Raw genomic sequence first — 12204 nt, 5'->3', positions numbered from 1 at the left:
CTCCAAAACCTCCGCCACCAAAGCCGCCCCCGCCTCCGGAGCCGCCCCGGCCGACGGGAAGGATACCGAGCATCTGGCAGACAAAAACAGTCAGGATGAACAACATCACCAGAAATACGAAAATTCCCGGATGCCGCGAGACAAAGTCGTCCGAAGGATCGCCGGACGATTCGTACACCGTGGAAGGTTCGTCCAGCGGATTGCCACCCAGCACCACCAGCATCGCCGCCACGCCGTCGCTGATGCCCTTGCTGAAATTGCCGGCCTTGAACGACGGTGTGATCACCTGATGGATGATCACTGAACTCTGGGCATCGGTCAGGCGATCCTCCAACCCATAGCCGACTTCGATGCGCAATTTGCGCTCGTCCCGGGCGACGATCAGCAAGGCGCCGTTGTTCTTGTCCTTCTGGCCGATGCCCCAGTGCCGGCCGAGTTCGACGCCGTAATCCTCGATGGTGGCGCCTTGCAGGTTCGGCAGCGTCACGACCACCAGTTGCTCGCCGGTCGCCTGCTCGTGGGCCTGCAACTGCTGGTTCAACTGCGCGCGCACCGCCGGCTCGATCATCTGCGCATCGTCCACCACCCGCCCGGTCAGCGCCGGGAAGGTCAACTCGGCCCGGGCGCTGATGGCGAACAACCACAGCATCAGCACCAGGCCCATCTTCAACACGCGCATGGGCATCCCCGGCTCAGAACTTCACTTCCGGGGCCTTGTCCGCGCCGGGGCTGGTGGCTTCGAAGGTCTCGCGGATCGGCAGGTCGCTGTACATCACGCTGTGCCACAGGCGACCGGGGAAGGTGCGGATTTCGGTGTTGTACTTCTGCACCGCCAGAATGAAATCCCGGCGGGCCACGGCGATGCGGTTTTCCGTGCCTTCAAGTTGCGATTGCAGGGCGAGGAAGTTCTGGTTGGCCTTGAGGTCCGGATAACGTTCGGACACCACCATCAACCGGCTCAATGCACCGGTCAGCTGATCCTGGGCCTGCTGGAACTGCTTGAGTTTTTCCGGATTGTCGAGGGTGCTGGCATCGACCTGGATCGACGTCGCCTTGGCCCGGGCCTCGACCACCGCCGTCAGGGTGGCCTCTTCATGCTTGGCATAACCCTTCACGGTTTCCACCAGGTTGGGGATCAGGTCGGCGCGGCGCTGGTACTGGTTCTGCACCTGGCCCCAGGCAGCCTTGGCCTGTTCGTCGAGGGTGGGAATGTTATTGATGCCGCAAGCGGTCAACAACGCGGCCAGCACCAGCAAGGTGGCGACCTGCAAACGCGAGCGGTAGACAGGACTGACATTCATCGTTCGGGAGCTCCCTTGCACATTTCATGAATGATCGCGCGTGAAACCTTCTGGACCGGCTCTTGGGGCATAATCGCCCGCGCCACTGGATTGCAGCGGGCCGATGGGCTAAAAAGAGGCCCTGCGCGATCACGTCGCCGAAACTGGCGCCGTACATTCGGCTGTCGTTTTTTGAATCAGCACCCGAACAACAATAGTCGCTCCCTAAATTTTGGCTGGCCGGCGTTGTAACGCCGTTTAGGCCCTTGAGAAAACTATTCATGAAGAAGCTGTGTTTGCTGGGCCTGTTCGTCAGCCTGGCCAGTCATCAGGTACTGGCCGCCACGACCCCGGTACCCCTGGAAAACAAGGACGCGTTCATCAGTAACCTGATGAAACAAATGACCCTCGACGAGAAGATCGGCCAGTTGCGCCTGATCAGCATCGGCCCGGAAATGCCCCGCGAGCTGATCCGCAAAGAGATCGCCGCCGGCAACATCGGGGGCACGTTCAACTCGATCACCCGCCCGGAAAACCGTCCGATGCAGGACGCTGCCATGCGCAGCCGCCTGAAGATCCCGATGTTTTTCGCGTACGACGTAATCCACGGTCACCGTACGATTTTCCCGATTCCCCTGGCCCTGGCATCAAGCTGGGACATGGACGCCATCGGTCAGTCAGGACGCGTTGCCGCCAAAGAGGCCGCCGCCGACAGCCTCGACATCACCTTCGCACCGATGGTCGACATCTCCCGCGACCCGCGCTGGGGCCGCAGCTCCGAAGGTTTCGGTGAAGACACCTACCTGACCTCGCGCATCGCCAAAGTCATGGTCAAGGCCTATCAGGGCGACACGCCGAGCGCGGCCGACAGCATCATGGCCAGCGTCAAGCACTTCGCCCTGTACGGCGCGGTCGAGGGTGGTCGCGACTACAACACCGTCGACATGAGCCCGGTGAAGATGTACCAGGACTACCTGCCGCCGTACCGCGCCGCGATCGATGCCGGCGCCGGTGGCGTGATGGTCGCGCTGAACTCGATCAACGGCATCCCGGCCACCGCAAACACCTGGCTGATGAACGACCTGTTGCGCAAGGAATGGGGCTTCAAGGGACTGGCGGTCAGCGACCACGGCGCGATCTTCGAACTGATCAAGCACGGCGTGGCCGCCGACGGTCGCGAAGCGGCGAAGCTGGCGATCAAGGCCGGCATCGACATGAGCATGAACGACACCCTGTACGGCAAAGAGCTGCCGGGGCTGCTCAAGTCCGGCGAGATCGAACAGAAAGACATCGACAACGCCGTGCGTGAAGTCCTCGCTGCCAAGTACGACATGGGCCTGTTCAAGGACCCGTACCTGCGCATCGGCAAGGCTGAAGACGACCCGGCCGACACCTACGCCGACAGCCGTCTGCACCGCGCCGACGCCCGCGAAGTGGCGCGTCGCAGCCTGGTGCTGCTGAAGAACCAGAACGAAACCCTGCCGCTGAAGAAAACCGCGAAAGTTGCGCTGGTCGGCCCGCTGGCCAAGGCGCCGATCGACATGATGGGCAGCTGGGCCGCCGCCGGTCGTCCGGCGCAATCGGTGACCCTGTTCGACGGCATGAGCAACGTGATCGGCGACAAGGCGAACCTGATCTACGCCCGTGGTGCCAACATCACCAGCGACAAGAAAGTCCTCGATTACCTGAACTTCCTCAACTTCGATGCGCCGGAAGTGGTCGATGACCCGCGCCCGGCCAACGTGTTGATCGACGAAGCGGTGAAAGCCGCCAAGGATGCAGACGTAGTGGTCGCAGCCGTGGGCGAATCCCGTGGCATGTCCCACGAGTCGTCGAGCCGTACCGACCTGAACATCCCGGAAAACCAGCGCGAGCTGATCCGCGCCCTGAAAGCCACCGGCAAGCCGCTGGTGCTGGTGCTGATGAACGGCCGTCCGCTGACGATCCTTCAGGAAAAAGAACAGGCTGACGCGATCCTGGAAACCTGGTTCAGCGGCACCGAGGGCGGCAACGCCATCGCCGACGTGCTGTTCGGCGACTACAACCCTTCGGGCAAACTGCCGGTGACCTTCCCGCGCTCCGTGGGCCAGATCCCGACCTACTACAACCACCTGAGCATTGGCCGGCCGTTCACGCCGGGCAAACCGGGCAACTACACCTCGCAGTATTTCGATGACACGACCGGGCCGCTGTTCCCGTTCGGTTTCGGCCTGAGCTACACCGATTTCGCCCTGAGCGACATGGCGCTGTCGTCGACCACCCTGAACGCCACCGGCAAGCTCGACGCCAGTGTCACGGTAAAAAACACCGGCAAGCGTGACGGTGAAACCGTGGTTCAGCTGTACATCCAGGACGTCACCGGTTCGATGATCCGTCCGGTCAAGGAGCTGAAGAACTTCCAGAAAATCATGCTCAAGGCCGGCGAGCAGAAAGTCGTGCACTTCACCATCAGCGAAGACGACCTGAAGTTCTACAACGCCCAGCTCAAGTACGCGGCCGAGCCTGGCAGGTTCAACGTGCAGATCGGCCTGGATTCCCAGGACGTGGCGCAGCAGAGCTTTGAATTGCTGTAATTATCAGGCAACGCACATACCCTTTGTGGGAGCGAGCCTGCTCGCGAATGGTGTTCATCAGTCACATCAACGCTGACTGGTACACCGCTTTCGCGAGCAGGCTCGCTCCCACATTGTTTTTTGGGGATGGCTGCTAACCGCGCCTATCCAGAATATTGACCACCACCCGATCCACCCAGCCCCAGATCCGCTGCTTCACCCGCCGCCACAACGGCCGGCGCTGCCATTCCTCCAGACTCACCTGCTGACTCAGGCCGAAGTCCTTCTCGAAACTCGCCACCACCGCTGCCGTCAGTGACGGATCCAGCGCCTCCAGATTCGCCTCAAGGTTGAAGCGCAGATTCCAGTGGTCGAAGTTGCACGAACCGATGCTCACCCAATCGTCCACCAGCACCATTTTCAGGTGCAGAAAACACGGCTGGTATTCGAAGATCTTCACTCCGGCCTTGAGCAGGCGCGGGTAGTAGCGATGCCCGGCGTAGCGCACCGACGGGTGATCGGTGCGCGGCCCGGTCAACAGCAGCCGCACGTCGAGGCCACGGGCGGCAGCCTTGCGCAGGGAGCGGCGGATTTTCCAGGTCGGCAGAAAGTACGGCGTGGCCAGCCAAATGCGTTTCTGGCCGCTGTTCAGGGCACGGAACAGCGATTGCAGAATGTCACGATGCTGACGGGCGTCGGCATAGGCCACGCGGCCCATGCCCTCCCCCGTGTCGGGTACACGCGGCAATCGCGGCAGGCCGAAATTCGCGTGGGGCTTCCAGGCGCGGCGATGGCGGTTGGCGATCCATTGGCGGTCGAACAGCAACTGCCAATCGAGCACCAGGGGGCCGGTGATGTGCACCATCACTTCGTGCCATTCGCTGGTGTCGTGGCCCGGCTGCCAGAATTCGTCGGTGAGCCCGGTGCCGCCGACCACCGCCAGACGCTGGTCGACCAGCAGCAGCTTGCGGTGATCGCGATAGAAATTGCCGACCCAGCGCCGCCAGCTCAAGCGATTGTAGAAACGCAGCTCGACCCCGGCGAGGGTCAGGCGCTGACGCAGGGTCAGAGTGAGCGCGAGGCTGCCGTAATCATCGAACAGGCAACGCACCCGCACGCCCCGCTCGGCCGCCAGCACCAGCGCCTGAATCACGGTTTCGGCGCAGGCGCCGGCCTCCACCAGATACAGCTCCAGTTCGATCTGCTCACGAGCGCTGGCGATTTCCTCCAGCATGCGCGGGAAAAATTGCGGGCCGTCGATCAACAGTTCGAAGCGATTGCCATCCCGCCACGGAAACACTGCGCCGCGCATGTCAGCGCGCCGTGAAGATCAGCACCGCACCCACCGGCACCGACAGACTGATGGCCGACAGGCCGGCCTTTTTGCGCAGGTTTTCCAGGCCCGGCAGCAGATCGAAATCCTCGGCGCTGATCACCAGCGGCTCCAGGGTCACCACTTGAAAGCGCCGGTCATCGAGACGCGTGGCGAGCAGTTCGGCAGGGTATTCGTGCTGTTTGCCGTGCAGGTTGACGGTCAGCGGCAGGCGCAATTCAAGCTGCGCGCCGGGGGCCAGATCGTTGATCGGGCGCAGGTCGATTTGCGTGGTGATGGTCGCCTCGGGGAATTGCTCGATCTGGAACAGTTCCTTGCGCATGCGCTCGTCGCGCAGCGGGATGCCGCTGTTGATCGAATCCAGCTCGACTTCGACTTCGGCGCGGCCATCGGGATCGACCTTGCCGTGCAACACCAGAAAGCGCTGCACCTCGGAAATATTGGCGTTTTTCGTGCTGACGAACGACAGCCGCGACGACTCGCCGTCCAGATACCAGTTGGCCTGGGCCGGCAGCGCGGCGGCGCCCAGCAGCAGGCCGGCGAAGGCGTTGCACAGAGAACGGTTGAACATTGAAGACTCGTGGGGCCGATAAACCTGCACGAACCTTAACTGCCTGAAGCCGGGATGCAAACCGGTAGTTGATTTTGCCGATCAGGGCTTGAGGCGACAGCCCTGGCGCTCGCCCTGCCATTGGGCGCTGTTGCTACGGCCCATGCCACTGGCGCTGACGAGTTTTTGCGTGCTGTCATCGGTCAATTCGCTGGGCAACCACTGCTTGACGTAGCCTCGGCAATACTCGGCGTCGTTGTTCATCACGTAGCGGCACGAGCAGTATTCCTTGGCGGTATAGGCACTGATGATGTCCGGGAAGGCCCACAGGTTTTCCCGTTCATGCCAGCCCCAGCCCGCCAGCACAACCAGCAGCACCAGCAGGATGCGTCTGAACAGTTTCATGGCCGCACCGCCCCGAGCACGCGCTTGAGCAATTCGTTGTGGCGATAGCTGCCGTCGCGGTCATCGCCGTAGCGGACGACCACCAGTTTTTCGCTCGGGATCACGTACAGCGCCTGGCCCCAATGGCCGAGGGCGGCGAAGGTATCGGGCGGTGCATCGGGCCATGGCGAGGGCGCGCCGTCCGCCGGGCGATTCAACCACCACTGACCACCGGGCACGGCTTCGTCCTGATGGGCCTTGTATCCGGCGAAGGGTTGGCGGTTGAAGGCGACCCAATCCCTAGGCAGCAACTGCCGGTCGTTCCAGCGTCCGTCCCGTTCCATCAGCAGGCCGATTCGCGCCAGATCCCGGGCCGTCAGGTAGGCATAGGAAGACGCGACAAAAGTGCCCGTGGCATCGGTTTCCCAGGTGGCGTGGCGGATGCCCAACGGATCGAAAAGCGCAGTCCATGGATAATCCGGATAACGCTGCGGGCCGACGATGGCTTTCAGCACGGCGGCCAACAGATTGCTGTCGCCGCTGGAATAGCGGAACGCCTGACCCGCGGGTGCGTAGCTGTCGTGATCGGCAGTGAAGGCGGCCATGTCGCGGTGGCCGCGGGTGTAGAGCATCGCCACCACCGAGGATTTCAGCGGGGCGTATTCGTAGTCTTCCTGCCAGTCGATGCCCGAGGCCCAGTGCAGCAGATCCTTGAGGGTGATGGCCGGGTGTTTTTCCAGCACCGGGTAATATTTTGCGGCCGGGTCATCGAGCTTGAACAAGCCTTCGCCGTACGCCACGCCGAACACCGTGGCCATCAGGCTTTTGCTGATGGACCAGGTCAGGTGCGGGGTGTCGGCGGTGGTTGCAGCGGCGTAGCGTTCGTAGATGAGCTGACCGTCGCGGATCACCAACAAGGCATCGGTGCGGATGCCTTTGCGAGTGTTGTCATCGCGGGTCGGGAAGGCATAGGCCTCCAGTGCTTCGACGGCCGGGCCGACGATTTTCGGACCGGTCGGCCACTGCTCCCCCGGCCATTGTTCGGCCTGAACCGTGAAGCTGATCAGCAGCAGAAACAGGGACAGGCCTTTGAACATGGTGAGGGCTCTGGGGATGAACCTGCCAAGACTAGCCGGCGTTCATGACAGATGTGAGGTGTTTTTGAGGGCGCTATCGCGAGCAGGCTCGCTCCCACATTTGATCGAGTTCCTCCAGTTGGAATGCGGTCGAAAGTGGGAGCGAGCCTGCTCGCGAAGGGGCCAGTCAGTTCACCGCCAACGCCTTGGCCAGTCGTTTGGCCCGCGCGCCTGCGGCCAGTTGCATGACCGATTGATCGCGCTGCCACATCGCCGCCCACTCAGGATTGCCGTCGCGCAGAGCCTGATCGACTTCCGCGTTGAGCCCGTCGAACTGCGCGAACAAGCCACCAAGCAACACATGCCCGGCGGGACTGTTCGGCGGCTGCCGACTGACCTCCGCACACCCGGCCAACAGCGCCAGCAAGCGCAATTGCAGCGGCTGCGGCCAGCCACTGTCCTGACCGACGCCGTACAGCCATGCAGTCATTGCGCTCAACACGTAAACGTCTTCAAGGGTGCGGAACGGTTTGACGTAAGCGTCCCAACCGTCCCCGGCGAGCAACTCGCACAGGGCGTCGTCGAGATGCAGCCGACCATGGCTGATGTCCGGCATCAACGGCAGCGCCGGGAGTTTTTCCACGCGCACGCCGGATTCGCCGGGGTACACCACCGCCAGGCTCAGGCGCGGTGATTCGCCGGGTTGCTCACTGCGGGCGGCGATCAGCAGCCAGTCCGCCGCGTCGCCGGCGGTGACGAAATCCTTTTGCCCGTTCAGGCGCAGATCCGTCAGCCGGGTCTGCATGTCCGCCGGGCGCAGGCTGCGCTGTTCGGTCGCACACAACGCACCGAGGCTCGGCGGCGCGCTCGGCCAGAGCATGCGCAACGCCGCCTGATAACCCACCAGAAACGCCAGCCCCGGCGTCGCCATCCGCCGCCCTCCCGCCACCGCCAGTTCGAACGGCGTGACGCTGCCCAGTTGATGCAACAGCGTGGCGAAACCCTCCGCCAGATCGGCAACAGCGGGCAGGCGTTCGCGACATTCAAGCAGGGTCGACCAGGTCATCAGAGGCTCCTCGTGGGCTGTCATATAAGCATCACCAAACATTCATGGCGATGACACCGGGGCTACATAGCCTGACTTTGCACAACACAGCTGCATAAAGAAAGTCGATCGGCTGTAACCCACGACGGGTTAAAGGCCCGTACGGAGATTCAAATGACTCAGATCGCCCGCATCAGCGACACCGGCAATGAACGCCGCCTGCAAGCCGAACGCCTGATCGGCGCCGAGGCCTTGCAGCAAGCCCAGGCCTTGCGTTTCAACGTGTTCAGCGGCGAGTTCAACGCCAAGCTGAAAGGCGCGGAACTGGGTCTGGACATGGATGACTATGATGTTCACTGCAGCCACATCGGCGTGCGTGACCTGAACACCGGCCGCCTGGTGGCGACCACCCGTTTGCTCGATCACACCGCCGCCAGCAGCCTGGGCAAGTTCTACAGTGAAGAAGAATTCAGCCTGCACGGCCTCGCCGGTCTGCAAGGCCCGATCCTGGAAATCGGTCGCACCTGCGTCGACCCGGCCTACCGCAACGGCGGCACTATCGCTGTGCTCTGGGGCGAACTGGCCGAAGTCCTCAATCAGGGCGGCTACAGCTATCTGATGGGTTGCGCGAGCATCCCGATGCAGGACGGCGGCGTGCAGGCCCACGCGATCATGCAGCGCCTGCGCGAACGTTATCTGTGCACCGAACACCTGCGCGCCGAACCGAAGAATCCGCTGCCAACGCTGGATCTCCCTTCGAACGTGATCGCCGAAATGCCACCGCTGCTCAAGGCCTACATGCGCCTGGGCGCGAAGATCTGCGGCGAGCCGTGCTGGGACGAAGACTTCCAGGTCGCCGACGTGTTCATCCTGCTCAAGCGCGACGAACTCTGCCCGCGCTACGCCAAGCACTTCAAGGCGGCCGTGTGATGAGCCGGTTGCGGGTGTACGCGCGGATTGCGCGGGTGCTGCTGGTGGTGACGCTGGGGTTGAGCATGGCCAGTGTCTTCGGGGTTTTCGAACGTCTGGGGCTGGCTCATTCGATGCAACGCCGGCAGCGCTGGTCGCGGTTTTTCATGGCGCGCCTGAGCAATGCCCTGCCCTTTCGCGTAACCGTGCACGGTGAGCTGCCGAAGCAACCGATGCTGTGGGTCAGCAACCATGTGTCGTGGACTGACATTCCACTGCTCGGCATGCTCACGCCACTGTCGTTTCTGTCCAAGGCCGAAGTGCGCACCTGGCCGGTGGCCGGCTGGCTGGCGGCGAAGGCTGGCAGCCTGTTCATCCGTCGTGGCTCGGGCGACAGCCAGTTGATCCGCAAGCAGATGACCCGTCACCTGCAAACCGATCATCCGTTGCTGATGTTCCCGGAAGGCACCACCACCGACGGTCGCTCGCTGCGCACCTTCCATGGTCGCCTGCTGTCGGCGGCGATTGATTCGGAAGTGATGCTGCAACCGGTGGCGATCCGTTATCTGCGCGACGGCGAGATCGATACGCTGGCACCGTTCATTGGCGACGACGATCTGCTGTCACACCTGATGCGTCTGTTCAGCAACGATTGCGGCGATGTGGAAGTTCATTTGCTCAAGCCGATTGCCTGTCAGGGTCGGGAGCGCGCGGCGCTGGCGTACGAAGCGCAGCAGGCGGTGCAGAAAGCGTTGTTCGGCGAGGTGGCCAAACCGGCCGAACCGCGTCGCGCAGGCGAACTGATCGCGGCCTGATCGTCCTCCTCTGCCTACAGCTGCCGGCCTGCGAAGTCCTGCAGCTGTGGGTAGAACAAGCGAAAGTCATCACTGAGCGGTTCATACAGACGCCGCAACTCCTGCATCGCCCCCGCCAGTTCTTCAGGCTTGCTCAGGCGCCGGGAAATCCCGCGCAGCACCTGCTCCAGCACTTCGAATTCCTGATACGAACCCAACCAGTCATTGGCCACCATGTGCGGGGCTATCTTCGCCAGGCGCTCGGGCAATTGCCGCTCGCTGGCCAGCACGCGATATACGTCCGTGGTGAACTGCCCCAGCGGCCGGTCGGCGTAAAGCGTCCAGTCCCGGGCCAGACAATGGTCGAAAAACACGTCAAGGACGATGCCGGCGTAACGGCGGCGGGTCGAGGTGAACCTTGCCAATGAAGCGTCGACCAACGGGTGGCGATCGGTGAACACATCAATTTGACGATGCAAGGCAATCGCCGCTTCGATCTCCGGATCGAACTGCCCTTGCAGCCGTCCTTTGACGAAATCGCCATACAGACTGCCGAGCAGTTGACCGGGGCGCTGGCCACCGAGGTGCAAATGTGCGAGATAGTTCATGGGCGCAGCTTAGCACCGCGCCCGCGTTTGTTTACACCTCATATATCGTTATAACCCGATATACCGATTTATGCGGTCGTCAGATCGAATTCATATTGGCATATCGCGAAATACCGATTTAAAGTTCGCCTCATCGCGATATAGCGCTACACACATCACGAGCAACCAGCCATGAACATTGACCTCGACGAAATAATAAAAGCCCTGGCACACCCAGTACGGCGAGACATCCTCAACTGGCTGAAAGACCCGAAAGCCCAGTTTCCGGAACAGATCCACAACCACGAGTACGGCATCTGCGCCGGGCAGATCGACCAACGCTGCGGCCTGTCGCAATCGACCGTCTCCGCCCACCTGGCCACCCTGCAACGGGCCGGGCTGATCAGCAGCCAGAAAGCCGGGCAGTGGCACTTTTTCAAACGCAACGAGGACGTGATCCAGGCGTTCCTCAGCACCCTCAGTAAAGAGCTCTGACCCTTAACGTCAGCCAGCCGAAAAGGACCAAACGATGCCCCTCTCGCTCCTCATACTCGCCCTGAGCGCCTTCGCCATCGGCACCACGGAATTCGTCATCATGGGCCTGTTGCCCGATGTGGCGGCGGATCTCGGCGTGTCGATTCCCGGCGCTGGCTGGCTGGTGACCGGTTACGCCCTGGGCGTGGCCATCGGTGCACCGTTCATGGCGATGGCCACTGCCAAACTGCCGCGCAAGGCTGCACTGGTGGCGTTGATGGGCATCTTCATTATCGGCAACCTGCTCTGCGCCATCGCCACTGACTACGAGGTGCTGATGTTCGCCCGAGTGGTCACAGCCCTCTGCCACGGTGCGTTCTTCGGCATCGGTTCGGTGGTGGCGGCCAACCTGGTGGCGCCGAACAAACGTGCTTCGGCGGTGGCCCTGATGTTCACCGGCCTGACCCTGGCCAACGTGTTGGGCGTACCGCTGGGCACCGCCCTCGGTCAGGAAGCCGGCTGGCGCTCGACCTTCTGGGCAGTGACCGTGATCGGTGTAATCGCGCTGATCGGCCTGATCCGCTTCCTGCCGGCCAAGCGTGACGAAGAAAAACTCGACATGCGCGCCGAACTGGCCGCGCTCAAGGGCGCCGGGATCTGGTTGTCCCTGAGCATGACCGCGCTGTTCGCTGCGTCAGTATTCACCCTGTTCACCTATGTCGCGCCGCTGCTGGGCGATGTCACCGGCGTCTCGCCCCGTGGCGTGACCTGGACCCTGATGTTGATCGGCCTGGGCCTGACCGTCGGCAACATTATCGGCGGCAAGATGGCCGACAAAGGCCTGGCCGCGACGCTGATCGGCGTGTTCATCGCCATGGCCGTGACCTCCACCGTCCTGACCTGGACCAGCATTGCGCTGATCCCGACCGAAATCACCCTGTTCCTCTGGGCCACAGCGTGTTTCGCCGCCGTGCCTGCCCTGCAAGTGAACGTCGTGACCTACGGTCAGGCCGCACCGAACCTGGTGTCGACCCTGAACATCGGCGCCTTCAACGTCGGCAACGCCCTAGGTGCCTGGGTCGGCGGCAGCGTCATCGCCCACGGCTACGGCCTGACCAGCGTGCCCCTTGCCGCTGCGGCGCTGGCGATCCTGGCCCTGCTGGTAACCCTGATCACATTCCGCCGGAACGGTAATCCCGAGCTGGCCACCGCTAACTGAT

The 12204-nt window shown here is 62.5% G+C and carries 13 protein-coding genes; 5 read left to right on the top strand and 8 right to left on the bottom strand.

Annotated elements, in window-relative coordinates:
- Both DXT77_RS08280 and DXT77_RS08275 read right to left on the bottom strand, forming a co-directional pair.
- On the bottom strand, window positions 1-679 hold a 679-nt coding region (locus tag DXT77_RS08280; protein ID WP_119427280.1), incomplete at its 3' end, for a YgcG family protein.
- Window positions 680-692: 13 nt separating this feature from the next.
- Complete coding sequence (locus tag DXT77_RS08275; RefSeq protein WP_085712991.1) at window positions 693-1301, bottom strand: LemA family protein; 609 nt, start codon at window positions 1299-1301, stop codon at window positions 693-695.
- Window positions 1302-1561: 260 nt separating this feature from the next.
- Between DXT77_RS08275 and bglX the strand changes: the two genes are divergently transcribed.
- Complete coding sequence (bglX, locus tag DXT77_RS08270; RefSeq protein WP_119427279.1) at window positions 1562-3853, top strand: beta-glucosidase BglX; 2292 nt, start codon at window positions 1562-1564, stop codon at window positions 3851-3853.
- Between the two features lie 133 nt (window positions 3854-3986).
- Here the strand turns inward: bglX and DXT77_RS08265 are convergent, their stop codons facing one another.
- The 5 genes from DXT77_RS08265 to DXT77_RS08245 form a co-directional block, all read right to left on the bottom strand.
- Complete coding sequence (locus DXT77_RS08265) at window positions 3987-5144, bottom strand: phosphatidylserine/phosphatidylglycerophosphate/cardiolipin synthase family protein (RefSeq protein ID WP_119427278.1); 1158 nt, start codon at window positions 5142-5144, stop codon at window positions 3987-3989.
- A 1-nt stretch (window position 5145) separates the two neighbouring features.
- Window positions 5146-5736, bottom strand: coding sequence for a YceI family protein (locus DXT77_RS08260; RefSeq protein ID WP_119427277.1), 591 nt, complete (start codon window positions 5734-5736; stop codon window positions 5146-5148).
- A gap of 81 nt (window positions 5737-5817) precedes the next feature.
- Complete coding sequence (locus DXT77_RS08255; RefSeq protein ID WP_119427276.1) at window positions 5818-6120, bottom strand: amidase; 303 nt, start codon at window positions 6118-6120, stop codon at window positions 5818-5820.
- Entirely contained in the window at window positions 6117-7196 is a 1080-nt protein-coding gene (locus DXT77_RS08250) for a serine hydrolase (RefSeq protein ID WP_119427275.1), read from the bottom strand. The genes DXT77_RS08255 and DXT77_RS08250 overlap by 4 nt, the downstream gene beginning before the upstream one ends.
- A gap of 166 nt (window positions 7197-7362) precedes the next feature.
- Window positions 7363-8241, bottom strand: a complete 879-nt coding sequence (locus DXT77_RS08245; protein ID WP_119427274.1) for an acyl-CoA dehydrogenase family protein — start codon at window positions 8239-8241, stop codon at window positions 7363-7365.
- 153 nt (window positions 8242-8394) lie between these two features.
- Between DXT77_RS08245 and olsB the strand changes: the two genes are divergently transcribed.
- Together olsB and DXT77_RS08235 are read left to right on the top strand one after the other, a co-directional pair.
- Window positions 8395-9150 (top strand): L-ornithine N(alpha)-acyltransferase, encoded by a 756-nt coding sequence (olsB, locus tag DXT77_RS08240; RefSeq protein WP_085712985.1) that lies wholly within the window; start codon window positions 8395-8397, stop codon window positions 9148-9150.
- Window positions 9150-9944 (top strand): 1-acyl-sn-glycerol-3-phosphate acyltransferase, encoded by a 795-nt coding sequence (locus DXT77_RS08235; RefSeq protein WP_119427273.1) that lies wholly within the window; start codon window positions 9150-9152, stop codon window positions 9942-9944. The genes olsB and DXT77_RS08235 overlap by 1 nt, the downstream gene beginning before the upstream one ends.
- A 14-nt stretch (window positions 9945-9958) precedes the next feature.
- On the opposite strand, the gene DXT77_RS08230 is transcribed toward DXT77_RS08235, so the two are convergent.
- Window positions 9959-10531: an ACP phosphodiesterase gene (locus tag DXT77_RS08230; RefSeq protein ID WP_119427272.1), complete on the bottom strand. Its 573-nt coding sequence runs from the start codon at window positions 10529-10531 to the stop codon at window positions 9959-9961.
- A 171-nt stretch (window positions 10532-10702) separates the two neighbouring features.
- Between DXT77_RS08230 and DXT77_RS08225 the strand changes: the two genes are divergently transcribed.
- Together DXT77_RS08225 and DXT77_RS08220 are read left to right on the top strand one after the other, a co-directional pair.
- Window positions 10703-11005, top strand: coding sequence for a helix-turn-helix transcriptional regulator (locus tag DXT77_RS08225; protein WP_007957866.1), 303 nt, complete (start codon window positions 10703-10705; stop codon window positions 11003-11005).
- Between the two features lie 34 nt (window positions 11006-11039).
- Entirely contained in the window at window positions 11040-12203 is a 1164-nt protein-coding gene (locus DXT77_RS08220) for an MFS transporter (RefSeq protein ID WP_119427271.1), read from the top strand.
- Window position 12204 lies beyond the last annotated feature (1 nt).

Origin of the sequence: Pseudomonas sp. 91RF, from assembly GCF_003576265.1 — a bacterium.
Lineage (GTDB): Bacteria > Pseudomonadota > Gammaproteobacteria > Pseudomonadales > Pseudomonadaceae > Aquipseudomonas > Aquipseudomonas kribbensis.
Note: the sequence above shows the minus strand (reverse complement) of the source record. Positions and strands in the feature narration are given on the sequence as shown.

Excerpts from the sequence above, each read along its gene's own strand:
- DXT77_RS08275 (WP_085712991.1), bottom strand. The coding sequence starts at position 1,301 with ATGAATGTCAGTCCTGTCTACCGCTCGCGTTTGCAGGTCGCCACCTTG.
- bglX (WP_119427279.1), top strand. The coding sequence starts at position 1,562 with ATGAAGAAGCTGTGTTTGCTGGGCCTGTTCGTCAGCCTGGCCAGTCAT.
- DXT77_RS08265 (WP_119427278.1), bottom strand. The coding sequence starts at position 5,144 with ATGCGCGGCGCAGTGTTTCCGTGGCGGGATGGCAATCGCTTCGAACTG.
- DXT77_RS08260 (WP_119427277.1), bottom strand. The coding sequence starts at position 5,736 with ATGTTCAACCGTTCTCTGTGCAACGCCTTCGCCGGCCTGCTGCTGGGC.
- DXT77_RS08255 (WP_119427276.1), bottom strand. The coding sequence starts at position 6,120 with ATGAAACTGTTCAGACGCATCCTGCTGGTGCTGCTGGTTGTGCTGGCG.
- DXT77_RS08250 (WP_119427275.1), bottom strand. The coding sequence starts at position 7,196 with ATGTTCAAAGGCCTGTCCCTGTTTCTGCTGCTGATCAGCTTCACGGTT.
- DXT77_RS08245 (WP_119427274.1), bottom strand. The coding sequence starts at position 8,241 with ATGACCTGGTCGACCCTGCTTGAATGTCGCGAACGCCTGCCCGCTGTT.
- olsB (WP_085712985.1), top strand. The coding sequence starts at position 8,395 with ATGACTCAGATCGCCCGCATCAGCGACACCGGCAATGAACGCCGCCTG.
- DXT77_RS08235 (WP_119427273.1), top strand. The coding sequence starts at position 9,150 with ATGAGCCGGTTGCGGGTGTACGCGCGGATTGCGCGGGTGCTGCTGGTG.
- DXT77_RS08230 (WP_119427272.1), bottom strand. The coding sequence starts at position 10,531 with ATGAACTATCTCGCACATTTGCACCTCGGTGGCCAGCGCCCCGGTCAA.
- DXT77_RS08225 (WP_007957866.1), top strand. The coding sequence starts at position 10,703 with ATGAACATTGACCTCGACGAAATAATAAAAGCCCTGGCACACCCAGTA.
- DXT77_RS08220 (WP_119427271.1), top strand. The coding sequence starts at position 11,040 with ATGCCCCTCTCGCTCCTCATACTCGCCCTGAGCGCCTTCGCCATCGGC.